Below are 22,999 nucleotides of genomic sequence, written 5' to 3'. Positions count from 1 at the left end.
CCCTACCAGCCGCACGAGGCCGCCTACCTGGAGGAGTCCTTCTACAAGCCGCAGCCTGTGGCGGGCTCCCGGTAGTCCGGGCTACCGCCGGGCCTGCGACGAGTCCTTGGCCTCGGCCTTCATCCTGGCAGTGACCGGCGCCGGGGCGGCAGCTATGGGCACATCACATCGTCCGGGGTTCCTCAGCTCGGCGAGCCATGCACGTAGCTGTTCGTCGTCGTGCAGGTAGGCGCCGCTATCGTCTACGGGAAGGTCGATTCCGTGGAGGAGGCTCAGTGCCCACCAGGAGATGTTGTCCCAGTCAAGCCCATCGTCGACCACCCACCGCCCGGCCCGGGACGCAGCACGCCACATCGCCGGACTGCTCTGAGCAGGCTCGCGGCCGGTTCCCGCGAGGCTGCAGATCAGCTGCAGCAGTCGCATCCTGGGCGGCAACCGCAAGGATCCTCCTGGCTGCTCGCGGTGGGTACTGCCATGGCGGGGGCCGCGCAGCAGCCCTTGCCCTGCCACGCCTCGCGCCCCTCCTTCACTGCGACGGCTGCGATGACCAGGGCTGCGATGGGGTCGGCCCAGGACCAGCCGAGGGTCGCGTTGAGGACTAGGCCGAGAAGGAGTACTGCGGACAGGTAAGTGCAGAGCAGTGTCTGCTTGGAGTCCGCGACCGCGCTGGCGGAGCCGAGTTCGCGTCCGGCCTTGCGCTGGGCGGCGGACAGAAACGGCATGATCGCAAGCGACAGGGCGGCAAGCACGATGCCGGGGATCGACCGTTCCGCCTCGCCTGTGCCGGTCAGGGCACGGAGCGCGTCGACCGAGACGTAAGCGGCGAGCGCGAAGAATGACACCGCGATGATCCGCAGCGTGGTCTTCTCCCGTGCCTCGCGCACACGGTGCTCGGAGGCGGAGAACTGCCAGGCGACCGCAGCCGCGGAGGAAACCTCGATCACCGAGTCCAGACCGAAGCCGACCAGCGCAGTCGAGGAGGCCAGGGTGCTGGCGGTGAGGGCGATGACGGCCTCAATCACGTTGTAGGTGATGGTCGCGGCAACCAGCAGCCGTATCCGGCGGGTGAGCGCATCACGGCGGGCCGGGGAAGGTCCGAGGGATATCGCGGTCATCAGCAGCACCCCTTGTTCTCGGCATCGACACACGTGCGATCGGCTTCGACAGCCACCACGGCGTTGCGCAGGTCGTCCAGCGCGTGGCCGAGGCGTTCGTCGGCCAGCTCGTAGCGGGTGCGGCGGCCGTCGGGCACAGTGACGACCAGGCCGCAGTCCCGCAGGCACGCGAGATGGTTCGACAGCCGGGTGCGGGAGATTCCCAACGCTTCGGCGAGGTCGGAGGGATAGGCAGGGGCTTCGCGCAGGGCGAGAAGGAGGCGGCAGCGGATCGGATCGGCAAGGGCTCGTCCGAAGCGTGCCAGCACGTCGATTTCGGAGGCAGCAGTCAGCATCCCCCGAGAGTACATCTCATCCTGAATTCAGGAAACTATGAACCAATCTGGTGGGGGGGTGAGGGAAGTGGGCGCTCCCGGCCTACGCGATCGCGGGGCTGCGGCGTTCGACGAGGACGACGTCGCGCCGGACGCCGCGATGGCGGCCGATCCGCTCCCGGGTACCGATGACGCGGAAGCCCACGCGTTCATGGACGGCGAGGCTGGCGGCGTTCTCGGGGAAGATTCCGGACTGGATCGTCCAGATCCCGACCTGCTCGGTGGACTCGATCAGCGCCTTGAACAGAGCCGAGGCGATTTCCGCGGCCTCGGGCCGCGGGGCGGCAGTTCCGGTCCAGGCGAGCTTCGAGGGCAACACGCTGCGGCTGGGACTCGGCGACTCGACCGCGTTCCCCATCGAGTTTCCCGTGATCGCGACCAAGGGCGGCGCCTTCGACAAGTGGTGGTCCAGCGGAACCGAACAGCGCAAGGTGTGCGCTCGAACCCCATGACTGTTTCCGGGGCCGCAACGCCAACGGGCCTGCCCAGGACCTGGCGAAGGCGGCTTTCCCCGACACGACGGACACCGAGAACAACCGGGTCGACGCCACACGGCACTGCATCTGGAACGGTCTGATGGCCAAGGGCGCCAACCGCGGATTCGCGGAGCGGATGGCCACGGCCCACGAGATCGACGGCAAGTCGAAGCCAGGGTGGCACCGCAATGGCGCCCTGATGGATGAGTACAACAACAAGACCGACGTCCAGGTGGGGCTCCGCAACGAGGGGTCGCCCGGAACCATCCAATCCACCTGCCTGCGGTATGGGCAGGAGGCACAGCTCGTGCCGGAGCCAGACACCATCGATCTGACCAACCCGAACGGGATCGGCCTCATCGCGTTGCGGCATCCCTGACTCCAGTCGACCCCGATCGGTTCACTGGTCCCGTCCGGCGTCGGCCCCGCCCTCGCCGGGCAGAACCGTGTCATACGGGACCGCATCGCATACCGGCCCAAGTCGCACGGACCAGGGCGTACGGACCCGCACCAACCACCGAACCCGTATTGCCCGGTCCCGGTGAGGGCGTGCGGTTCTACAACCACATGCCTGCCTCCGAGATCCGCGAGCAGCTCGGCCCCTGCACCTGGAACCAGCACCAGACCGTGCGCCTGGAGGCAGCCCGTACGAGCGGGTCGTCTCCCTCTACTTCCATCGACACCGCGCCGAACCCCGCATCACGATCGACGAGTTCACGGAGTCCGGCGAATTCCTCGACACGCTCAACTGGCCCCTCTACACCGACAGCAGCGGCGTAGTCATGGTCGATGTCATCGTCCGCCACGAGCACCTCCAGGCCGGGCTGGACAACGTCTGCGCCCGGGTCGGACTGCCAGCCCTGGAGCTGCCCCGGACCAAAGCGCAGTTCCTGTCACCCGGCACCATCAGCGAACCGCGGGCAGGCGCCGCCCCAGTCACGTGCAGACTAGAAGCAGCATCGAGATCAGATAGGGCGCACGCCATGGGTGCTCTTTTCTCTGAGGTGGGCTGAGGGGCCGCGAAAGCCGGGCGTATCGGGCGATTGAGCCCCGCTGTCCACGGCGGACGCTGCCGCCCCGAGGTGCAGGCAAACAGGCATGCAGGCATGGGCCGGTACGAGGGTATGGTCGCATTGGCCAAGTTCAAGTGGCGGTTTTCAGCCAACGGTTTCTGGTGGGGCAGCTGGGGAGGCGGTGGGGCTGTCTCGGTTGACTATTGATCAATTACCTTGTGTCGTAAGCCGGTCACTGACTTTGAGGGAGCCCCATGTCCACCGCGCAGCAGGTGCCCGACATCCTCTCGCCCGAGTTCGCCGCGGACCCCTACCCGGCGTACCGTCTGATGCGCGACACCGCGCCCCTTATCTGGCACGAGGCCACGCAGAGTTACGTCATCTCGCGCTACGAGGATGTCGAGCGCGTTTTCAGGGACAAGAAAGCCGAGTTCACCACCGACAACTACGACTGGCAGATCGAGCCCGTGCACGGCAAGACGATCCTCCAGCTCAGCGGCCGTGAGCACGCCGTGCGCCGCGCCCTCGTCGCCCCCGCTTTTCGCGGCGTCGACCTCCAGGAGAAGTTTCTCCCCGTCATCGAGCGCAACTCGCGCGAGCTGATCGACGCCTTCCGGAGCTCCGGCTCCGCCGACCTGGTCAACGATTACGCCACCCGCTTCCCGGTCAACGTGATCGCCGACATGCTGGGCCTCGACAAGGCGGACCACGCCCGCTTCCACCGTTGGTACACGTCCGTCATCGCCTTTCTCGGCAACCTCTCGGGTGACCCCGAGGTGGCTGCGGCGGGCGAGCGGACCCGCGTCGAGTTCGCCGAGTACATGCTGCCGATCATCCGGGAACGCCGCGAGAACCTGGGCGATGACCTGCTGTCCACACTGTGCGCCGCCGAGGTCGATGGTGTGCGGATGAGCGACGAGGACATCAAGGCGTTCTGCAGCCTGCTCCTCGCCGCCGGCGGCGAGACCACCGACAAGGCGATCGCCAGCATCTTCGCGAACCTGCTGCTCCATCCTGACCAGCTCGCCGCCGTCCGCGCGGACCGCGGCCTGATCCCGCGGGCCTTCGCCGAGACCCTGCGGTACAGCCCGCCCGTCCACATGATCATGCGGCAGTCCGCGACCGAGGTGGAGCTCGGCGGCGGCACCATACCGGCCGGTGTCACCGTCACCTGCCTGATAGGCGGCGCCAACCGCGACGAGAGCCGCTACCGCGACCCCGACCGCTTCGATATCTTCCGCGACGACCTGACGACCACGACCGCCTTCTCCGCCGCCGCCGACCACCTCGCCTTCGCGCTCGGCCGGCACTTCTGCGTCGGTGCGCTGCTCGCCAAGGCGGAGGTCGAGATCGGCGTCAGTCAGCTGCTGGATGCCATGCCCAACATGCGCCTTGCCGACGGCTTCGACCCGGTCGAGGAAGGCGTTTTCACCCGCGGACCGCAGCGTCTTCCGGTGCGGTTCACGCCTGTGACGGCCGCCTGACCGTCTTACCGGCACCACTGCCGAGGTGATGGGCCCCGCGCAGGGGCCCATGTGCCCGCGCTGCCGCATCACCGGGTGGGCCGGGCTGCCGCCCGACCGAGCGGCCGCCCTACTGGACCACCGGTGTGAACTGCACCGGCAGCGCTGTCAGCCCCCGCATCCAGATCGACGGGCGCCAGGTCAGCGTCTCCGGCTCCACCGACAGCACCAGGTCGGGCAGCCGCTCCAGCAGCGTCTCGACCGCTGTCCGCGCCATCACGTCCGCCAGCAGGGGTGCCGGATAGGGGCAGCGGTGTTCGCCGTTGCTGAACGACAGGTGTGCGGCGTTCTCCGCACCCACGTGCGAATCGGGCCAGATCTGCGGATCGGTATTGGCTGCGGCCAGCCCCAGTACCAGGCAGTCGCCCGCCCGGATCTGCCGCCCGCCCAGCTGGGTGTCCCGAACGGCCCAGCGCCCGATGAAGTTCTGCGTCGGCGTGTCCAGCCACAGCGCCTCGTTGAGCGCCTCGCCCACACTGAGCCGGCCGCCCGACACGTTCACCGCGAACCGCTCGTCCGTCAGCAGCAGCCGCAGCGTGTTGCAGATCCAGTTCGCGGTCGGCTGCTGCGCCGCGGCGATCACCGAGATCAGGTCCTGGACGATCTCCTCGTCCGTCAGTCCCGCCGGATCCAGCAGCATGCGCGAGGTGACGTCCGGGCCGGGGTTTTCCCGCTTGTCCTTCACCAGCTGCCGCAGTCGCTCGCCCACGCGCCCGTACGCCGCCACCGGGTCGTCGCCCTCCGCCGCGTCCAGCGAGATCCGCAGGTCCTCGACGAGTTGCTGGGTGTCCTCACCCGAGGTCGGCATCCCGCACATCTGCACCACGGCCCGCATCGGCAGGGCGTGCGCGTATCCGGTCATCAGCTCCGCCAGCCCGCTGCCCGCGAAGTCGGCGATGAGCCGGTCGGCGATCAGCTGGCAGTTGCGCGCCAGCTCGAACTGGTCGACGCCCTCCAGCGCCTGAGTGATCACTCCGGCCCGCCGCCGGTGCTCGTCGCCCTCGGTGAACAGAACCGACGGCTGGTAACCGACGTATGGCAGCAGCGGCCAGTCCGCCGGGATGTTCTCCCACTGGTTCCAGCGCCGGGAGTCCCGCGCGAACAGCTCGTCGTGGCTGGTCACGTACGTAACCTCGGCATAGCCGAGCACCAGCCAGGCCGGGATGTCCCCGTCGAGCAGCACCGGCGCGACCGGGCCGTGCTCGCGGCGCATCGCGCGGTACAGCTGCGACGGCGTCTGCTGGTACTCGAGCCCCGCCAGGCGCACCGCGTCGGTGTGGGCGGGGCAGCCCGGCGGAGCCGGATGCGCGGAAGAGGGGTCGGTCATGGTGTCGCCTCCTGGGCCGTCGCCAGTTCGTACAGGTGGTCCACGAGAGTGACCAGTACGTCCTTGCCGGACTGTCGGACCCGCGCGTCGCAGTCGAGCATCGGCACGTGCTCGGGCAGTGCGAGCGCCTGGCGGATCTCCTCCAGGGAGTACGGGTGGGTGTCGTCGTCGAACCGGTTGACGGCCACCACGAACGGCGTCTTGTGGTGCTCCAGCCGGTCTATCGCGTACCAGGAGTCGTTCATTCGGCGCGTGTCCACGAGCACCACGGCACCCAGCGTTCCGGAGAAGAGCCTGTCCCACAGGAACCAGAAGCGCTCCTGGCCCGGCGCGCCGAACAGGTACAGCACCATGCGTTCGTTGAGGCTGATCCGTCCGAAGTCGAACGCCACCGTCGTGGTCGTCTTCGTCGCGACCGCGCTGGTCTCGTCGATGCCGACGCCGGCCTGCGTCATCACCTCCTCGGTGTTCAGCGGCCGGATCTCGCTCACCGAGCGGACCAGGGTCGTCTTGCCGACACCGAAACCGCCCACGATGACGATCTTCAGGCCGGTCTCCGCCGCGTCGGCCAGTGGCGTGCGGTGGGAGGGCAGCTCAGAGGTTGCGGAGCCCATGGAGCACCTCCTTGAGAAGGGCGGAGTCGGGGAGCGAGGCGACGGACTGCGCCGCGCGCGGGTGGCGGGCGGTGATGCGGCCCATGTCGAGCAGGTCGCCGAGCAGGATCCGCACCACCGTGATGGGCAGTTTCAGCTCCGCGGCAATCTCGACGACAGCCGTGGGGTGTTGGCACAGCTCCAGGATCCGGGCGTGCTCCGACTGCATTCCCGCCGTGGGCCGGCACTCACTGACGATCAGGGTGACCAGGTCGAAGGAGTCGTCGGCGCGGCTCCGGCCGGCTGTGACCGTGTAGAGCCGGTCGGGGTCACCGGTGTCCACTGGCTTGCGTATCACGACGCGGCACTCCCCGGAACGGGCTCTCGGGGTTCGGCGCGCAGGTGCTCGCCGATCTGCTCCACCAGATCCGTCATCTGATGGCCCACCACGCCGGGGTCGGCGTCCTCCTCGGCGAGGACGGCCAGATGCGCTCCCTCGCCGGCCTCCACGATGAACAGCAGGCCGCCGTGGAACCCGGTCATGGACTGCCGGACGCCGCCGGTGCCGTCGCCGAACTCCACGGACGCGCCGTGGGCCAGCGCCTGCATGCCGGAGCAGATCGCCGCCAGCTGGTCACCCTGGTCGACCGTCAGGTGTTCGGTCCAGCAGAGCTTCAGGCCGTCCCGGGACAGGGCCAGAGCGTGCCGGGTGCCGGGGGTGCGCTCCAGGAGGCTCTGGAGGAGCCAGGTGAGGCTGTTGTCGGTGGTCTGCATGATGGGTGATGGGACGGTGGTGCCGGTTGACCGGTCACCGGCCCGTTCCTCCAATCTCAGGAACTCGAGCGGGAAGTGGGCGCCGATGCCCCGGGCGCCGTACGGGAAAGGGGTCGGCGGCTATGGGGCGGCCGGCGGTGCGGACTCGGGCCGGGCATCCGGCCCGGCGGTGCCGCCCGCGGCCTGGCGCCCGCGGTGGAAGGCGCCGAATTGTGCGCCCGCGTCGCGTGCCGGGCGCCGCTCCGGGCGGACTCCGTCCGCCGTCTCGGACGCGGCCCCGGATGCCACCTCGGACGCCGTCTCGGACGCCGACCGGCGCAGCTCGCGCTCCCGGTCCGCCTCGGCCATGGTGCGGCCGGGGGCGCGGACGGGCAGGCCGTTCGGCGTGGAGCCGGTGGCGGACCGGGGCTGTCCCTGTTCGGTCAGCTCCGGGGCGCCGGGGCGCGAGGTGGGCTTGGGCGCCGGGGCCGGGTCGGGCGAGGCGGCGGGGACGGGGCCCGGCTTGGGCGCCGGGGCCGGGTCGGGCGAGGCGGCGGGGCCCGGCGTGGGCGCGGTCCCCGCGGCGGGGCGGCCGGCCTCCCCGCGCGACACCGACTCGCGCTGCTGAGCGAGCAGTTGCTGGGGCAGCAGGACGACGACGCCGGTGCCGCCGCGCGACGAGGGGCGGTAGTTGACGCTGATGCCGTACTTCACCGCGAGCCGTCCGACCACGGCGAGGCCGAGCCGGGTGCCCTGGAGCGAGGCGAGGTCGGTCATGTGACCGGACACCGCCTCCTCGGCACGGCGCATGGCCGCGTCGGCCATCTTCAGACCACTGTCCTCGATGGTGACGACCATGCCGGCACTGCGGTCCTCGACGTAGACGTGCACCTCGTCGATGGGCGGGGAGAAGTTCGCGGCGTTGTCCATCAGCTCGGCGAGCAGATGCATGACGCCCTCGGCGGCGAAGCCGGAGATCGCGGCGGTGGTGGAGCAGTGCAGGCGCACCCGCTGGTAGGCGGCGATTCGGCCGACGGCGCCGCGCAGGATGCTCTCCATCACGATCGGCTTGTTCCAGGCACGGCTGGACCGGCCGCCCATGAGCAGCGCGAGCCGGTCGGTCATCAGGCCGAGCTGGGAGGTGCTGTGGTCCAGCTTCAGCAGGTCGCCGAAGACCTCCTCGCCGTGTCGTTCCTGCATGTCCCGCAGGTCGGCGAGCATGCTGACGGACTTGGCCTGGACGCGGCTGAGCGCCCTGGCGGAGGCGGCCTGGGCCGTGGCGGCGCGCCGCTCGCTGTGGGCGAGTTCGCGGACGAACGACTCGGTCGGGGTGCGGACCATGGGCAGCCGTGGCACGTCGAGTTCGGCGAGCACCGTGTCGGCGGACTGGCCCTCGCGCAGCCGGGCGAGCGCGGCGGGCAGGGTCTCCTGCGCCAGCCGCTCCAGCGCGGTGGCCGCCTCGTTCAGCTCGTTCTGGGCCTGCCAGCGCTCGCCGTCCAGGGCGGCCGCGTGCCGCACGCCTTCCTCGACGGCGGCGGCGAACATGTGCACGATCCGGCCCAGCTGCGGGTCGGACGGCGGGGGCACGCTGCCCAGCGCGTCGGCTGCGCTTGTGCCGTCCCGCAGTTGCTGGGCCACGGCGGGCAGCGTCACGTTGACCAGGTGCGCGGTCTCCCCCGACAGCTGCGCCGACTGCGCCTTGAGACGGCCAGTCTCGGAGGTCTGCGCGGCGGCGGTGCGCCGGGCCCTCTGGACGAGCCGGTGGCTGACGAGGGCGGCCGCGGCCACGCACACCCAGGCGACCGCCGACACGGTCAGCGCCCAGGTGCGGGCGCCGGACGGCGCCAGGGCAACGGCCATGCCGCCGGCCGCGGCACTCACCACCAGCACGACCAGGGGCGTGGCCGGTGAGGTGCGCGGCGCCTTCGCCGGCCGGTGCTGACTGAGCGGTGCAGGCACTGACATTCTGCGGTCCCTCGGTCCATGAGATCAGAAGAAACGGGGCAGCCGACGCATGGCGGCCGCAGATCGGAAAGGGGGTCGCCAAGAGGACGACGATCTTCCGACCGGGTACTCGCTCATGCTAGCTGCCGCGCGGGAAGATCTGACTATCTGCACAGTCTGCCGGTGACTCGAGTTCGTCGTGAACCAGCCTCTTGAACGCCCGGCCGTGATACAGGAGATGACTTCCCCCCCCAGCCCGGCTGACGCACAGGGACAGGCTGCAATTGCGTTGATGACGTGTCAAAATTGTAGAAGTGAACGCCGTCCACACGTCAACTCCGAACACCGACATCCACTTTCCAGCCAACCACACGCAGGCTGAGGTCGAACCAACCTACCTTTCAGGGCTGTTGGGATACCCGGCGAGGGCGGAAGTGGCTGAGGTGAACCCCGTCAGCGGAGGGACGGCGCGCCCCGGGCAAGGTCAGCGGCAATCGAGTCGGGCTGTACGCCAGGTTTCCCGCGGAGCCCAGGGCGACGGCCATCCATCTGGTGCCGCGACCGCACCGGTTCGCCGGGTGAGATCCGGCAGGATCTTGTGCATGTTCGAAGAGACGCTCGAAGCACTCTCGCAGGCGATGGCGGAGCACACGGTCATACCGTTCCCTCCAAGCTTCCGCGGCCTGGACTTCGAGGACCAGGACATGGTGACGCTTGATGCGGACGCCTACGCCCTGGGCGTTCTCAAAGGCCCGCTCGACGAACAACGCGGTGAAGGCTTGACCCGGCTGACGGCGGTGTTCGAGAAGGTTCTCCCGGCGATCGACGACGAGTACGCGACCAGGTACTACACGCACGTCCGCGACATGGCTGTGCTGGCCGCCGAAGTCGAGACTCTGCGTGAGAAGTAGCCCCCCGACCGGGAAGATTCGCCCGGCTTGTGGTGGCGTCGGGGAATGAAGGCCTCGCGAGGGCCGGACTCGTTCCGCCCCCATCCGCGAGGACTGCCGTCAGCCCGGACACCAGCAAACGCCGCATCCAGCACATGGTGCGCATGCCTGAACGGTAGAGGTGCGCATCACAGGGCTCCGGGTCAGCGATCCGGTACGGTCTTTGGCGCCGCAAAACGCGTCCGACGCAAGATAGGGGCCTTGACCCCATGCCGGGAAGTCAGGGCTTGCAGATCAATAACTCGCCGTCTTGATCTCCGGTTTGGGGGTGCCGAGGTGTGCGGCGAGGTTGGTGAGATCGTCGAGGGTGGCCAGCTGCGTCTCGGCGGGTTCGATGGTGTGTTTGATGTCGTGGAGGAGTCGGCGGGTTCGGCTGATGGCCCGGTTGCGGGTCACGGGTGTCACGGTGAAGAGCGGGGCGATGACGACCTGGGGGAGCTTGGACCTCTTGTAGAGGATGGTGGCCAGGAGCCGGTCGACGAGGGTGAGGCCGGGGCGTCGGCCGGGAGCCCGCCGCGGCCACCGGGCCGGCCGCGGCCCACCCGGAGAACGCGGAGCCCACGACGGCGGCGTATCCGATCAGCTGCGTGTAGCGGGCGAGCCGGCCGGCACACGCCTGCCCGGGGCTCTGCACCCAGTTCTCCAGTTCGCGCGGCGGTGCGCAGGTCCCCGACGACGGCCGCGTCCTCCAGCGGGCCGATACCGGTGGTCCCCGTCGACGCCTCCATCACCGCGTCGACGACACGGCCGTCCACGCGCCGGGACACCGCATGGACGCCCGCCTGGGACGGATGCTCGCGGGGGGTGCGCGGCCGCGGTCAGATGCGCAGGACCACCTTGCCGAGGTGGGCCCCGGCCAGCATGTCGATCGCCGCCGTGACGCAGTTCGCCAGGCCGTCCAGCCCGGTCTCCGCGGTGATCACTTCCCCCGAACGCACCAGGCGCGGGAACTCGGCGTCGAAGCGGGGGAAGAGGTCCGGGTGATCGAAGGTGTAGAAGCCGCGCAGGGTCAGCCGCTTGCCGATCGGCGAGAGCATGTTGCGCAGTCGGCCGGAGCGGATCTCCTCCATGCCGCCGGCCATGACCGCCCCGGCCGTGCGGCTTCAGGGCGCCGATGGCCGCCTCCAGGTGTGACCCGCCGACGTTGTCGAAGTAGACGTCCAGGTCGTCGAGGTGCCGGCGTATCCCTCCGTGATAGTCGAAGGCGTGGTCGAAGCCGAGCGTCTCGCGCAGGTAGCGGGCCTTCTGTTCGGAACCGGCCGAACCGATCACCCGGGACGCGCCGCACAGGCGGGCGAGCTGCCCGGCCATGCTGCCCACCGCACCGGCCGCGCTCCTGAGCGCCCGCCCACGTGATCTTTGCTCCCGCAAGGTCGATACTTCCGGCAGGAGAACTTCAGCCGACCCGCACCCGACCAACCCAGCAGACCTGACAGACTGTCATAAAAGTCAGCATTAAGTCAGCATCAGTACCGCCACAGCCCGCTTCCGACCGCCATGAACCGCCGAGATCGAGAACTGTCCATACCTACTCTGACCAGCAAAAACGCAGGTCGAAGACTCACCTGCCAAGCTCCCTAGGAGGTACCCGTGAGGATGCTGATCAACGTCCCCGAAACCGTTGTCGCGGACGCACTGCGCGGTATGGCCGCCGCCCATCCCGAGCTGACCGTGGATGTCGAGAATCGTGTCGTCGTACGGCGTGACGCACCCGTGGCCGGGAAGGTGGCGCTGGTCTCCGGGGGCGGATCCGGGCACGAGCCGTTGCACGCCGGGTTCGTCGGCCCCGGGATGCTGTCCGCGGCGTGTCCGGGAGAGGTGTTCACCTCCCCCGTACCGGATCAGATGGTGCGTGCCGCCGCGGCGGTCGACAGTGGGGCGGGAGTGCTGTTCGTCGTCAAGAACTACACCGGTGACGTGCTGAACTTCGAGATGGCCGCCGAGCTCGCCGAGGACGAGGGCATTCAGGTCACCCAGGTGCTCGTCAATGACGACGTGGCAGTGACCGACAGTCTGTTCACAGCGGGGCGGCGGGGTACGGGCGCGACCCTGTTCGTCGAGAAGATCGCCGGTGCGGCCGCCGACGAGGGTGCACCGCTGGAGCGGGTGGCAGCCGTCGCCCGGCGGGTGAACGAGACGTCGCGGAGTTTCGGGGTGGCGCTCAGCGCCGTCACCACACCCGCCAAGGGGTCCCCCACCTTCGATCTGCCGTCGGGCGAACTGGAGCTGGGCATCGGGATCCACGGCGAACCCGGTCGGGAGCGGCGCCCGATGATGACGTCGGGGGAGATCGCGGACTTCGCGGTGGACGCGGTGCTGGAGGACCTCCGGCCGAGCGGACCCGTGATCGTGCTGGTGAACGGGATGGGCGCGACCCCGCTGCTGGAGCTGTACGGGTTCAATGCCGAGGTGCAGCGAGTGCTGTCCGAGCGGGGGGTGGTGACGGCTCGTACGCTCGTGGGGAACTATGTGACCTCGCTCGACATGGCGGGCTGTTCGGTGACGCTCTGCCAAGTGGACGAGGAGCTGCTGCGCCTCTGGGACGCGCCGGTGGAGACGCCGGCGCTGCGCTGGGGCCGTTGACCCGCCCGACAAGGAGATCATGTGCTCGACGCAGAATTCTTCCACCGTTGGATGACCGCCGCCGCGGCTGCCGTGGATCGCGAGGCGGACCACCTCACCGAGCTCGACTCGGCGATCGGGGACGCCGATCACGGCAGCAACATGCAGCGCGGGTTCGCCGCGGTGACCGAGGTCCTGGACAAGGAGCTGCCGCAGACTCCGGGTGCCGTGCTGATGCTCGCCGGACGGCAGTTGATCTCGAAGGTCGGCGGAGCCTCGGGGCCGTTGTACGGGACGCTGCTGCGGCGCACGGGAAAGGCTCTCGGCGACGCACCCGCCGTGACGTCGCAGCAATTGGCGGAGGCGCTCGGGGAGGGCGTCGCGGCCGTGGCCCAGCTGGGCGGGGCGCAGGCCGGGGACAAGACGATGCTCGATGCGCTGCTGCCGGCCGCCGAGGCGCTCGGGACGTCGTTCGGGGCGGCCCGGGAAGCAGCGGAGGCGGGAGCGCTGGCGACCGTACCGCTGAAGGCCCGCAAGGGCAGGGCGAGCTATCTGGGTGAGCGCAGCATCGGGCACCAGGATCCGGGGGCGACGTCCTCCGCCCTGCTGATCGCCACGCTCGCCGAGGCCGGCGGTGCCCGTGGGAGTGAGGCATGAGCAACGGGAAGCAGGTCGGCATCGTGCTGGTCTCGCACAGCGGCCCGGTGGCCGAGTCGATCGCCGAGCTGGCCAGGGGGCTCGCCGCCGGTGGATCGACGGCCCCGGTCGCCGCGGCCGGTGGTACGCCGGCGGGTGGGCTCGGAACCAGTGCGGAGCTGATCGCCGAAGCCGCCAGGTCGGTGGACGGCGGTGCCGGGGTGGCATTACTGGTCGATCTGGGCAGCGCCGTGCTCACGGTCAGGACGATGCTGGCCGAGGGCGACGAACTGCCGGACGGCTCACGGCTGGTGGACGCGCCGTTCCTGGAGGGTGCGGTGGCCGCCGTGGTCGCCGCGTCGGCGGGTGGCGACATCGCGGCGGTGGAGGCCGCGGCGTCGGAGGCGTACGAGTACCGCAAGGTGTAGGCAGGTGGAGTTCGCGCTGCCATGAGGCGGCCCCGCATCCGGTGGGGATGCCGTTGGCGCGTTCGGGACCCGGCGTGACGTCGGTCTTCAAGACCCGGTTGTGGTCTTGAAGACCGACGTTGTCGTTTGAGGTGGGTGTCGATGTCGATGCGTCCGATCAGGTATCTCCGGTGGGTGCGGGGCCGCCTCAGGCCTGTCTCGACCTGATCCCGCCCAGCGGCCCCCCGGCCGGCCGGGCCGTGGACCGCCGGACAGCCCCTCGCCCCGTCAGGCCGCCGACGCGGTCCCGGCCGCCTCGATCCTGATCCTGGCCGTTCGTGTCGTGCCGTTGACCGTCACAGCGAGGGTGATCGTGCCCGGCCGAAGCGCGGTGAGGATGCCGGCCGACGGGTCGAGGACCGCCGTATGGCGCCGGCGGGTGCCGTCCCGGTCGCCGATGTGGACGTTCGGTGATCCGGTCCAGTCCGCGGCCAGCGGGAACCCGACCGGAACGCTGCGAGCCCCCTGGGTGACCGTCGCGGTGACACGCGCACGACTGCCGGTGCCCAGCACCGGGGGCGCCTCGATCTGCAGTGCGTCGACGTGCGCGCGGGTCTGCACGGAGACCCAGTCGGGCCCGCCCCGCCAAGGCCGCTGCCGCGCGGCGGCCTGTTCACCGGAGGCGATGTGGTCGGCGCCGACCAGCGACCAGCCGGTGAAACCGCCCTCGTCCGCCGGTCCGGCCGGTGCCTTGCCGGAATTGCCGTTGATCAGGTAGGGCACCCCGTCGACGTGCGAGGCGTCGAAGACCCCGACATGGCTGCCGATGAACGCCGCACCCTTGCCCGTCGTGCGGCGGAAGTCGGCGAGCCACTGTTCGACGAGGGCCGCCTCCTTGCGGTCGCCCAGCTGGCTGCCCTTCTGTACGGTCGGGTCGCGCGGCGGCACGTGCTCGATCAGCATGACCGATTCGACGGTCCGGTCCTTCGCCGCGGCGTCCAGCTGGGCGCGGAGCTGCGTGATCTGGGCGAAGCCCCCGCCGCGCAGGCTGAGGCTGGAGGTGTCGAGCGTGACGAAGCGGGTGCCCTTGTGATCGAACGTCCGCTGGGCGGGCCCGAACTCGGCGACGAAGTTGTCGATCTTTCCGCCCATCACCTCATGGTTGCCCGGTACGTAGTACCAGGGCAGCGAGTCGCCGAGTTCCTCGGTGAGGATCCGGTGGGCGAAGGCCAGGTCGGCGGGCGAGCCCTCGTCGACGAGATCGCCGTTGATCACGAGGAAGTCCGGGCGGGCCGCCTTGATCTCGCGCAGGGTGCGCCGTGCCTGGGTGACGATGGCGCTGTCCGGGTCACGGGCGACGAACTGGGCGTCGGACATCACCGCGAACCGCCAGTCCCTGCGCCCGGTCACGGCAGCCGTATCGATCAACGGGTCGGCGGGGGCCGCCTGTTCGGGGAGGTCGACGGTGGGCGGCACCTGGGCGGTGAGTTCGTCGATGACGATCTCGCCCGTGTACTGCTTGGCGGCCGCGGTCTCCGCGAGGTAGAAGCGGGACACGGAGAGCGGCATGGCGGCTCCCGGCGGTACGGCGAAGGTGACCTGCCGCCAGCCGGTCCAGGTGACGTACGGCCCGCGCAGCAACTGGTCGGAGCCCGCGGCGTCCTTGAGGTGCAGGGTCGGCCAGGCTCCCTTGCCGTCGCCCTTGATCCACAGCTTGAACGACTGGGGCCGGCCGGACACGATGACCGGCTGGGGCGGGGCCGCGTAGGCGGCGCGGGTCGCGGTGGACTGGGTGAAGTCGTAGCTGAGCCGCAGCCCGGTGCCGGTGCGGCCGTCGGGCGTGGCGGCGAGCGACCCGCTCGCCCTGGCCTGGCTGAACTTCCAGGATCCGGCGTCGTCGAAGGAGGAGACGGCCTGCTCGGTCAGGCCGACGCTGACGGCGAGGACGGTGGTGGTGCCCGCGACGGTCGCCCTGATCTGTCCGGCGTCGGCGCCGGTGCGTGAGGACACGGTGAAGGAGCCCCGGCCGTCGTCGCGGATGTCGAAGAGGGTGTGGTCGTAGTCGAGGGCGACGTCGCGCGGTTCGACGGGGGCGCCGGCGCCGTGGGCATCGAGTCCCACGATGCCGAACGTGCCGGTGGCCCCGGCGTCGGCGAGGCCCACGCGCCGGGTCGTCGGTTCGATCCGGGCCAGCTTGTCGAGGACGGTCAGGGAGGTGCTGCCGCGGGCCGGTCCGTGTACGGCGCGTACCTCGGTGGTGCCACTGCGGCGCGCGGTGAAGAGACCGCTGTTGTCGACGGCACCGATGGAGCCCCGCACCGTCTGCCACCGCGGGTTGCCGTGGGCGGGGCCGTACGTCTCGTCGTATCCGGTCGCGCTGAGGCGCCGGGTGAGTCCGGGGAAGACGCGGTCGGGGTGGCCGCCCTTGACAGGGTCGGCGCCCGGCGCGGAACCGGCGGGGGTACGCGGCTGCACCCAGAAGCCCTTGAGCCGGCCGCTGCCGTCGGGGGCGGTGAGGGCGAGGCCGTTGGGTACGGTGCGTTCGCTGCCGTCGGAAGGACTGTTCTCCACTCGGAGCGCGTCACCGCCGGGCTCGCGCGCGACGAGGGTCGACGAGCCGCCACCGTCCAGGTTGAGTGCGCTGTACGATCCGGCGCGCCGCATCATCAGCCCGAGTTCGGTGAGGGTGACGCCGCCGCTGTCGGCCTGCCGCCCGTCGACGGTGATGATCTGCATCGTCCGGCCGTCTCTGGAGAAGCCGACGGCGGTGCGGGGCGCGGCGGTGTTGTTGCCCTCGCCGTCGTGGTTCTGTGCGACTCCGTCGACGACGAGGAGTTCGCGGCCACCGATCGCGGTGCGCGGCACGGCTCCGCTGTCGGTGCGTGCCCGGTAGGTCAGGGACACCGGGTCGCCGGGCTTCAGGACGTCGAGTGCGGCGGCTCCGGCCTCGCGGCCGACCAGGACGGTCGTGCCGTCGGGGACGGTTCCCGATCCGGGGGCGTGCGCGAGGGAGACGACCTTGCCGTCCCGTACGACCGCTTCGGTGACGGGGGTCGCGTCGTCCACGGTCAGGGCGCGGTCGGCGGTCCCCCAGGCTGAGGTGTACGCGCCGACTCCCCCGGCCGGCACATTGGCGGCGTTGTACGCGGCGAGTGGCCGCTGCCCGGCGGGCAGGGTGAGCGTCCCCTCGAAGTAGAGGTCGAGTATGCGGCCCGCGCTGTCGGGGCCGATGCCCACGGCCCGGTTGATTCCCGGGGCGGGCGACTGGACGGTGGCCCCGTCCTTGATGCCGATCCCCTCCGGCGCACCGGTCTGGTTGATGTCGAAGAAGTCGCCGTTGATCGCGGCGACGGTGCGGCGGCCGCGGCCCGCGTCGTGTCCGGCGGCGAGTTCGGAAACCGTGCGCCGTTCGGAGACCTTGCCGGAGGAAAGGTAGTCGGCGTGTACGCCGCTCCCTGCGAGGTCGACGGAGAGGGAGTCGACCCGCAGCCATTTATCGGATTCGAGCCGGTCGTACGAGTCGAGGCGGATACCCCGGGCGATCGGGCGGGAGGTGCGTGCGGTCTCGATGCCGTTGCCGTCCGCGAGGGACCGGGGCTCCCCTGCCGGGTTGCTCGCGGGTGGCGGGGCGACCGGTCGGAGGACTTCGGCGGTGGTACGGGGACGGGGGTCGGGGGTCGAATCGGCGCGCGCGGGCGAGATCGCGCCGACCGTCATCGCGGACACCGTCGCGAGCAGGACGAGTGGTCGCGCCATCGTTGCGTATCTTCGCGCCGCCCCCGCGGGTGTTCCGGTCGTCCTGCCGACTGTGCCAAGGGCCACGAATCCTCCTGGAATCACGATGGTTGCCCGGCCCGGCCCGCGGGCCGGGAGCGCTGTCGGCGGACAGCATGGCCGCGCACGGAGCCACGCACCAGAGGGCATCGGGAACCTCGGGGGAAACAGCGCGAGCCGGCTCGATGACGGAAATGATCAACGGGGCAGGGGTGTCGTCCGCGGCGGTCCGCGGTAGCGGCGCGCAGACTTGAGGGCATGTCGTCCCAGAAGCGCGCCTCGCGCAGTGCGGGTCTCCTCCTGTTCCGCCGACTGGCCCGGGAAGCGGACGGCGGCCCCGGCTTCGAGGTGCTCATCGGGCATATGGGCGGCCCGTTCTGGGCGGGCCGCGAGAGCGCGGCGTGGTCGATCCCCAAGGGTGAGTACGGCCCCGGCGAGGAGCCCGCGGCCGCTGCCCGCCGTGAGTTCTGCGAGGAGTTCGGCCGTCCGGCACCGGAAGGTGAGTGGGTGGCGCTGGGTGAGGCCCGTCAGTCCGGCGGCAAGACCGTGACGGTGTGGGCGGTGGAGGCGGATCTCGATGCCGCGACGGCTGTTCCCGGGACGTTCACCATGGAGTGGCCGAGGGGGTCCGGGGCGCTGCGGGAGTTTCCCGAGGTCGACCGGTTCGCCTGGTGCACGCCCCTGGAAGCGGCGGAGCGGCTCGTCACGGGGCAGCGGGTCTTCCTCGACCGACTGCGGGATCACGTACGGGACGGACGGGTGACGCCCGCTCAGGACGGGCCCTGAGCAGGCTGTTCACCCTGGTGCCCCTCCCGGCAGGCTCTGCCCCGTCGGCGGTTGCGGAGCGCCCGGTGCTCACTCCGGCCCGTTCCCGCCCGGCGCGACCGGACGGCCGTCGAGCAGTTCCAGCCGGTCGCCGGTGAACCGGCTGCGGAAGCTGCGGTCGTGCGAGACGACAACGACGGCTCCCCGGTACTCCGCGAGTGCCGCCTCCATCTCTTCCACCAGGCCGAGAGCGATGTGGTTGGTCGGCTCGTCCAGCACCAGCAGATCGGCCGGGCGAGTGACCAGTCGGGCCAGCGCGAGCCGGCGCTGCTGCCCGACGGAGAGAGCGGCGACCGGCACCGTCAGGTCCTCGGGACGGAACAGGCCCAGGGCGAGGAGGCTCTCGGTGTACTCGTCGGGACGGCCGGGCCGCCCCGCGGCGAAGGTCGCCAGCAGGGTGCGGCGGGTCGGCCGGGCGGGGAGTTCCTGCGGGAGGTAGCCGATCCTGGCCCGGCGGCGCACCACGCCCTCGTCGGGCGCGAGGTCCCCGGCCAGGACCCGCAGCAGGGTGGACTTCCCGGCGCCATTGGGGCCCGTGACCAGAAGGCGCTGTCCGGGGTCCACGCGCAGGGCGGGCACGCGGAGCCGGTCGCCGACGACGACGGAGTCGAGTTCGGCGAGCGCTCCGGGCTCCGCCTCGCGTCCGGCTGCGACGGCGATGTCGGCGCGGAAGCGCAGCGGGCGGGGCGGGGCCGGCACGGGTGCCCTGCGCAGTCCGTCCAGCCGGCTTCTGGCGGCCCTGACCTGCCCGGACAGTTTGGCCTCGTGCGAACGGCGGTGCTTGCCCCAGCCCTCCCCGGGATCCTTGCCCGTCCCGGCGAGGCGCCGGCCCGCGGCGCCCGCGAGTTCTTCGGCACGGGCCACCTCGTCCAGCCATTCCTGGTGGTCCTGCGCCCGGCGCCGACGGGCGGCGGCCTTCGCGGTGCGGTAGTTCTCCCAGCCGTCCCCGTACCGCACGACCCCGCGCAGGTCGCGGTCGACCTCCAGGACGACCTGGGTGGTCCGCTCCAGGAAGGTGCGGTCGTGGGTGATGACGACGACGGTGCCGCGGTGGGCTCGGAGGTGGTCCTCCAGCCAGGTGGTGGCACGGAGATCGAGATGGTTGGTCGGCTCGTCGAGCAGCAGGAGTTCGGGGGCGGCGGCCAGCACGCAGGCGAGCGCGAGCCTGGACTGTTCGCCTCCGGACAGCGTGCCGAGGGGGCGTCCGCGGGTGAGGTGGCCGATCCCGAGGCCGTGCAGCGCCGCGTCGACCCGGGCATCGGCCTGGTATCCGCCGCGTTCTTCGAACGTGGTCAGCAGGTCGCCGTACGCGGCGAGCCGGGTGTCGTCCGCGTTTCCGGCGCGGGCGAGCGCTTCTTCGGCGGTACGGATGTCCCGTTCCAGCGCGCGCAGTTCGGCCAGGGCCGTGTCGACGGCGTCCTGAACCGTGTGGCCCGGGTCGAGAGCGAGCGTCTGGGAGAGATGACCGGTGCCGCCGGGAAACCGGACGGTGATGTCGCCGCCGTCCGGTGACTCCGCTCCGGCCAGGAGCCGGAGGAGGGTGGACTTCCCGGAGCCGTTCTCACCGATCACTCCGACTCTGTCGCCGGGGCGGACGGTGAACGACACCTGATCGAGGACGGTTCGGTCCCCGTAGCGCTTGGAGACGTCCTTCATGGCCAGCTGGGCACGGGCGTGCTTGAGGGGCATGGGTGCTTTCCCTGAGGTGACATGCCTCGGCGGCGCACGGCGGTGCGCTGCGGGGCGGGACTGTCGGACGGACGGAGGGACGCGGCACGCAGGGGGTGGCCCTCGGGGTCACCCGGCGACGCTCGGCGACGCGCGGCGGCGTCCATGCCCGGAATCAGCGAAAGTAGTAGTACGAACCCATGGGTGCGAGTGTAGCCACGGTTGCCCGGCGGTCCGCGGGATTTTCCGGCCGCCTCCGCGGCAGGTTCACACGAGGCGCACCGGGAAGGTGCCGAAGCCGCACGCGACGAAGGACTTCAGGGGATCGGCCGGTGCCGACGCGTCGTCCGGGCGCAGGCCGGGGAAGCGGGCGAACAGGGCGGGGAGGGCGATCGAGGCCTCCAGCCGGGCCAGTGGCGCGCCGATGCAGAAGTGGACGCCGTGGCCGAAGGAGAGGTGCTCCTTGTCGGCCCGGGAGATGTCGAAGACGTCCGCGTCCGCGCCGTGCCGTCGGGGGTCCCGGCCTGCCGCGGCGTAGGTGGCGAGGATGGCGTCGCCGCGTGCGAGGGTGGCACCGTCGGGGAGTTCGATGTCCTCGACGGCATAGCGCAGTGGCAGGTTGGCGATCGGCGGGGCCCAGCGGAGGGTCTCCTCGATGACCTCGCTCCAGGGGACCTCGCCGTCGCGCACCCGGGCGAGCTGTTCGGGGTGGGTGAGCAAGGCATGGACGGCGTTGCCGATCAGGTTGACGGTGGTCTCGTGGCCCGCGCTGAGCACCAGGAGGAGGGTGCCGACGAGTTCGGTCTCGGTGAGGCTGGAGCCTTCCTCGTCGCGGGCGGCGATCAGCACGCTGGTGAGGTCGTCGGCGGGCTGCTCACGCTTGGCGGCGACCAGTCCGGCGAGGAGTTCGTAGCCGTCCTGCAGCGTGGCGAGGGCCTGTTCCGCCGTTGCGGTGGTGCCGAAGAACTCGCTGACGATCCGAGCGCTGTCGGTCCGCCGGTCCTCGGGGACGCCGAAGAGTTCGCAGATGACCCCCATGGGCAGCGGGTGGGCGAAGGCGGTTCGCAGGTCGGCCCGGCCGTCGGGAGAGGCTGCCATCCGGTCGAGCAGCGTCGCGGTGATCTCTTCGATCCGGGGGCGGAGGGCGTTCGTCCGCCGTTGGGTGAAGGCGGGCGAGACGAGTTTGCGCAACCGGCGGTGGTCCGCGCCGTAGGTGGTGAACATGTTGGTCACACCCACCCAGGTGTTGATCCAGCTCTCCCTGAACCGGCCGCCCCGCCAGGCCGGCCAGTGCTGGTTCGGGTCCTTGGACACCCGGTCGTCGGCGAGGAGTCGCTTGAGCACCTCGTGCCCGGTGGGCGCCCATGCCCTGATTCCGTCGGGGAGTTCGACCAGGGCGACCGAGCCGTGCGGACGGAGCGATTCCGCCTCCCCGTGGATGTCGCGCCCCGCGGGGTCGATGACGATCGGCTGCTGCTCCATGGAGATCTCCTGTCTGCGTCACGGCATGCCCTGAACGGGCTTCGGCAGTACAGGGGTTCATGGTCGGGGTAGCGCGACGGAGCGCGAAAGGGCGCGCAACGGTTCAAAGGGGCTCGCAGGAGCCGGAATGGTCAGTGCTGCGCGCCCCCGCCCTGAGCCGCCTCGATGCTGCTGTGCAGATCGCTCGTCGCTTCGAGCGCGGCGGCCCCGGAGACGACCAGGCAGGCCAGCATCGCCGCGGCGGCCACCCGGCCGACGCGGGGCCGCGGCGAGCTCCGGCCCAGCAGTGCGGCGACGCGACGCGGTACGGGGCCGGCCGCTGCGGCGAGCGCCGTCCGGGGGCGGAGCTGCGGGGCGCCTTCGGCGGCCCGCGCGGCGAGGGCGGCGCGGCCGATGGCGCGGGCGGCGATCCGCCGGTCACCGACGGCGGAGGCTGCCGCCTCGTCGGCGCAGCGCTCCAGGGCGTAGCCCATGGGGGCGCGCAGGGAACGCAGTGCGGGGTGGCAGAGTGCCGCCATCTCGGCGGCGGCGATGAAGAGGTGGTGCCGGCCCCTGAGATGGGCGCGTTCGTGCGCCAGCAGGGCGTCGCGCTCGGCGGGGTCGAGGGCGCGCAGCATTCCCGTGGTGACGACGATCCGGCCGGGTGTGCCGGGGCGGCCGGGCATTGCGTACGCGTCGGGGCGGCTGTCGCGCAGGACGGCCAGCTCGCCACGTGCGTACGCGGGCGGCCGCGCGGCCCGGTGCAGCTCCGTCCAGTGGCGGCGGGCGCCGCGGGCGACGGCGACGGCGCAGCCGCCGAGGAGGGCCAGGGCGGCGGCCGCGAGAGGTACGGCGACGGCGGGAGCGGCGTCGGAGAGCGGTCTGACGAGTTCCCCCAGGGCGGAGACGACGGGGAACCGGGTAGCGCCGGGCACCACCAGCAGGGCCAGGGCAAGGAGACTGCACAGGGCAAGACCGAGGCCCGTCGAGGCGAGCAGCCGTACGGCACGCACCGGCGACAGGGCATCGGCCAGACGGCGGGCCGCCGGTACCGCGACGAAGGGCATCAGCAGCGGAACCCACACGGCGTAGATCATCGGGCTTCTCCGTCGAGCAGGTCCCGGAGCAGTTGCTCGTCCTCGTCGGTGAGCTGTGACACGAAGCGCGCCAGCACGGTGCCGCGGTCCTCTTCCTTCCGCAGTTCGCTGTGCATCCGGCGGGCGGTCAGCCCGGGCGCGTCCTCGGTGGGGGTGTACGCGAATCCGCGGCCGGCCCGCCTGCGGGTGACGGCGCCCTTTTCATGAAGCCGCGACAGGATCGTCGTGACGGTGGTCCGGGCGAGTGCCGCCCCGATCGCCCGCTGCACCTGGCCGGGTGTGAGGGGCCCCTCGGCCGCCCACAGGGCCGCCAGGACGGTGGACTCCAGCTCGCCGGACGGGCGCCGGTCCGATGCGGGGTGGTGCAGCGACGACCGCTCCGGAACGGCTTCGGGTGCCGGACGGGAGGCTGGTTCGCCGTACGGGCCGGGGTCGGGTTCTCCGCTCAATATCCCCTTCACCTGGGACATGGGAACTCTCCTCCCCCTTCGGGCGTCTACA

At 71.0% G+C, this 22,999-nt stretch carries 22 protein-coding genes and 3 pseudogenes; 7 read left to right on the top strand and 18 right to left on the bottom strand.

Annotated features, from left to right (window positions below; translation table 11 throughout):
- Nucleotides 1-81: 81 nt before the first annotated feature.
- From ACF08M_RS16510 to ACF08M_RS16495, 4 genes and pseudogenes are all read right to left on the bottom strand, one after another.
- A complete protein-coding gene (locus tag ACF08M_RS16510) occupies nucleotides 82-423 on the bottom strand; it encodes a hypothetical protein (protein ID WP_392185946.1) in 342 nt (113 codons plus the stop codon).
- Entirely contained in the window at nucleotides 405-1,115 is a 711-nt protein-coding gene (locus tag ACF08M_RS16505; protein WP_392185945.1) for a cation transporter, read from the bottom strand. Before ACF08M_RS16505 ends, ACF08M_RS16510 begins: the two co-directional genes overlap by 19 nt.
- Nucleotides 1,115-1,450 carry an ArsR/SmtB family transcription factor gene (locus tag ACF08M_RS16500; protein WP_392185944.1) on the bottom strand — a complete coding sequence of 112 codons (336 nt, stop codon included), beginning with the start codon at nucleotides 1,448-1,450 and terminating at the stop codon, nucleotides 1,115-1,117. Before ACF08M_RS16500 ends, ACF08M_RS16505 begins: the two co-directional genes overlap by 1 nt.
- 82 nt (nucleotides 1,451-1,532) lie before the next feature.
- A pseudogene (locus ACF08M_RS16495) lies at nucleotides 1,533-1,770 on the bottom strand (GNAT family N-acetyltransferase); the annotation flags it as partial.
- A 211-nt stretch (nucleotides 1,771-1,981) separates the two neighbouring features.
- Here ACF08M_RS16495 and ACF08M_RS16490 point away from each other — a divergent pair.
- Nucleotides 1,982-2,344 (top strand): DUF6973 domain-containing protein, encoded by a 363-nt coding sequence (locus ACF08M_RS16490; RefSeq protein WP_392185955.1) that lies wholly within the window; start codon nucleotides 1,982-1,984, stop codon nucleotides 2,342-2,344.
- Nucleotides 2,345-2,522: 178 nt separating this feature from the next.
- On the opposite strand, the gene ACF08M_RS16485 is transcribed toward ACF08M_RS16490, so the two are convergent.
- Entirely contained in the window at nucleotides 2,523-2,771 is a 249-nt protein-coding gene (locus tag ACF08M_RS16485; RefSeq protein ID WP_392185943.1) for a hypothetical protein, read from the bottom strand.
- Nucleotides 2,772-3,232: 461 nt separating this feature from the next.
- Between ACF08M_RS16485 and ACF08M_RS16480 the strand changes: the two genes are divergently transcribed.
- Nucleotides 3,233-4,462 carry a cytochrome P450 gene (locus ACF08M_RS16480; RefSeq protein WP_392185942.1) on the top strand — a complete coding sequence of 410 codons (1,230 nt, stop codon included), beginning with the start codon at nucleotides 3,233-3,235 and terminating at the stop codon, nucleotides 4,460-4,462.
- Between the two features lie 109 nt (nucleotides 4,463-4,571).
- Here the strand turns inward: ACF08M_RS16480 and ACF08M_RS16475 are convergent, their stop codons facing one another.
- The 5 genes from ACF08M_RS16475 to ACF08M_RS16455 form a co-directional block, all read right to left on the bottom strand.
- Entirely contained in the window at nucleotides 4,572-5,828 is a 1,257-nt protein-coding gene (locus tag ACF08M_RS16475; RefSeq protein WP_392185941.1) for a cytochrome P450, read from the bottom strand.
- Nucleotides 5,825-6,442, bottom strand: coding sequence for an ATP/GTP-binding protein (locus tag ACF08M_RS16470; protein ID WP_392185940.1), 618 nt, complete (start codon nucleotides 6,440-6,442; stop codon nucleotides 5,825-5,827). Before ACF08M_RS16470 ends, ACF08M_RS16475 begins: the two co-directional genes overlap by 4 nt.
- A complete protein-coding gene (locus tag ACF08M_RS16465; RefSeq protein ID WP_351788546.1) occupies nucleotides 6,423-6,779 on the bottom strand; it encodes a DUF742 domain-containing protein in 357 nt (118 codons plus the stop codon). Before ACF08M_RS16465 ends, ACF08M_RS16470 begins: the two co-directional genes overlap by 20 nt.
- Complete coding sequence (locus tag ACF08M_RS16460; protein WP_392185939.1) at nucleotides 6,776-7,195, bottom strand: roadblock/LC7 domain-containing protein; 420 nt, start codon at nucleotides 7,193-7,195, stop codon at nucleotides 6,776-6,778. The genes ACF08M_RS16465 and ACF08M_RS16460 overlap by 4 nt, the downstream gene beginning before the upstream one ends.
- Nucleotides 7,196-7,315: 120 nt before the next feature.
- On the bottom strand, nucleotides 7,316-9,139 hold the full coding sequence (locus tag ACF08M_RS16455; RefSeq protein WP_392185938.1) for an ATP-binding protein: 1,824 nt from the start codon (nucleotides 9,137-9,139) through the stop codon (nucleotides 7,316-7,318).
- A gap of 581 nt (nucleotides 9,140-9,720) precedes the next feature.
- Between ACF08M_RS16455 and ACF08M_RS16450 the strand changes: the two genes are divergently transcribed.
- Nucleotides 9,721-10,029: a hypothetical protein gene (locus ACF08M_RS16450; protein WP_392185937.1), complete on the top strand. Its 309-nt coding sequence runs from the start codon at nucleotides 9,721-9,723 to the stop codon at nucleotides 10,027-10,029.
- A 273-nt stretch (nucleotides 10,030-10,302) separates the two neighbouring features.
- Here ACF08M_RS16450 and ACF08M_RS16445 read toward each other — a convergent pair.
- The 3 genes and pseudogenes from ACF08M_RS16445 to ACF08M_RS16435 form a co-directional block, all read right to left on the bottom strand.
- A pseudogene (locus tag ACF08M_RS16445) lies at nucleotides 10,303-10,572 on the bottom strand (ISAzo13 family transposase); the annotation flags it as partial.
- 314 nt (nucleotides 10,573-10,886) lie between these two features.
- Nucleotides 10,887-11,150: a hypothetical protein gene (locus ACF08M_RS16440; RefSeq protein WP_392185956.1), complete on the bottom strand. Its 264-nt coding sequence runs from the start codon at nucleotides 11,148-11,150 to the stop codon at nucleotides 10,887-10,889.
- A gap of 19 nt (nucleotides 11,151-11,169) precedes the next feature.
- A pseudogene (locus tag ACF08M_RS16435) lies at nucleotides 11,170-11,379 on the bottom strand (zinc-binding dehydrogenase); the annotation flags it as partial.
- Nucleotides 11,380-11,664: 285 nt separating this feature from the next.
- Between ACF08M_RS16435 and dhaK the strand changes: the two are divergent.
- From dhaK to ACF08M_RS16420, 3 genes are read left to right on the top strand one after another with little or no spacing between them, the layout of a single operon-like run.
- The gene (gene dhaK, locus ACF08M_RS16430) at nucleotides 11,665-12,651 is read left to right on the top strand and encodes a dihydroxyacetone kinase subunit DhaK (RefSeq protein ID WP_392185954.1); all 987 of its coding nucleotides are present in this window, start codon (nucleotides 11,665-11,667) and stop codon (nucleotides 12,649-12,651) included.
- Between the two features lie 21 nt (nucleotides 12,652-12,672).
- On the top strand, nucleotides 12,673-13,287 hold the full coding sequence (dhaL, locus tag ACF08M_RS16425; RefSeq protein ID WP_392185936.1) for a dihydroxyacetone kinase subunit DhaL: 615 nt from the start codon (nucleotides 12,673-12,675) through the stop codon (nucleotides 13,285-13,287).
- Complete coding sequence (locus ACF08M_RS16420; protein WP_392185935.1) at nucleotides 13,284-13,694, top strand: PTS-dependent dihydroxyacetone kinase phosphotransferase subunit DhaM; 411 nt, start codon at nucleotides 13,284-13,286, stop codon at nucleotides 13,692-13,694. The genes dhaL and ACF08M_RS16420 overlap by 4 nt, the downstream gene beginning before the upstream one ends.
- A 267-nt stretch (nucleotides 13,695-13,961) precedes the next feature.
- Here ACF08M_RS16420 and ACF08M_RS16415 read toward each other — a convergent pair whose 3' ends face one another.
- Nucleotides 13,962-17,429, bottom strand: coding sequence for a phosphodiester glycosidase family protein (locus ACF08M_RS16415; RefSeq protein ID WP_392185934.1), 3,468 nt, complete (start codon nucleotides 17,427-17,429; stop codon nucleotides 13,962-13,964).
- Nucleotides 17,430-17,705: 276 nt separating this feature from the next.
- Here ACF08M_RS16415 and ACF08M_RS16410 point away from each other — a divergent pair, with 276 nt between their 5' ends.
- Nucleotides 17,706-18,233: an NUDIX domain-containing protein gene (locus ACF08M_RS16410; RefSeq protein ID WP_392185933.1), complete on the top strand. Its 528-nt coding sequence runs from the start codon at nucleotides 17,706-17,708 to the stop codon at nucleotides 18,231-18,233.
- A 69-nt stretch (nucleotides 18,234-18,302) separates the two neighbouring features.
- Here ACF08M_RS16410 and abc-f read toward each other — a convergent pair whose 3' ends face one another.
- From abc-f to ACF08M_RS16390, 4 genes are all read right to left on the bottom strand, one after another.
- The gene (gene abc-f, locus ACF08M_RS16405; RefSeq protein ID WP_392185932.1) at nucleotides 18,303-19,961 is read right to left on the bottom strand and encodes a ribosomal protection-like ABC-F family protein; all 1,659 of its coding nucleotides are present in this window, start codon (nucleotides 19,959-19,961) and stop codon (nucleotides 18,303-18,305) included.
- A 246-nt stretch (nucleotides 19,962-20,207) separates the two neighbouring features.
- Complete coding sequence (locus ACF08M_RS16400) at nucleotides 20,208-21,422, bottom strand: cytochrome P450 (protein ID WP_392185931.1); 1,215 nt, start codon at nucleotides 21,420-21,422, stop codon at nucleotides 20,208-20,210.
- Nucleotides 21,423-21,553: 131 nt separating this feature from the next.
- Entirely contained in the window at nucleotides 21,554-22,498 is a 945-nt protein-coding gene (locus ACF08M_RS16395; RefSeq protein WP_392185930.1) for a M56 family metallopeptidase, read from the bottom strand.
- Nucleotides 22,495-22,866 (bottom strand): BlaI/MecI/CopY family transcriptional regulator, encoded by a 372-nt coding sequence (locus tag ACF08M_RS16390; RefSeq protein ID WP_392185953.1) that lies wholly within the window; start codon nucleotides 22,864-22,866, stop codon nucleotides 22,495-22,497. The genes ACF08M_RS16395 and ACF08M_RS16390 overlap by 4 nt, the downstream gene beginning before the upstream one ends.
- Between the last annotated feature and the right edge of the window lie 133 nt (nucleotides 22,867-22,999).

The organism is Streptomyces sp. NPDC015032 (assembly GCF_043080425.1).
Lineage (GTDB): Bacteria > Actinomycetota > Actinomycetes > Streptomycetales > Streptomycetaceae > Streptomyces.
Note: the sequence above shows the minus strand (reverse complement) of the source record. Positions and strands in the feature narration are given on the sequence as shown.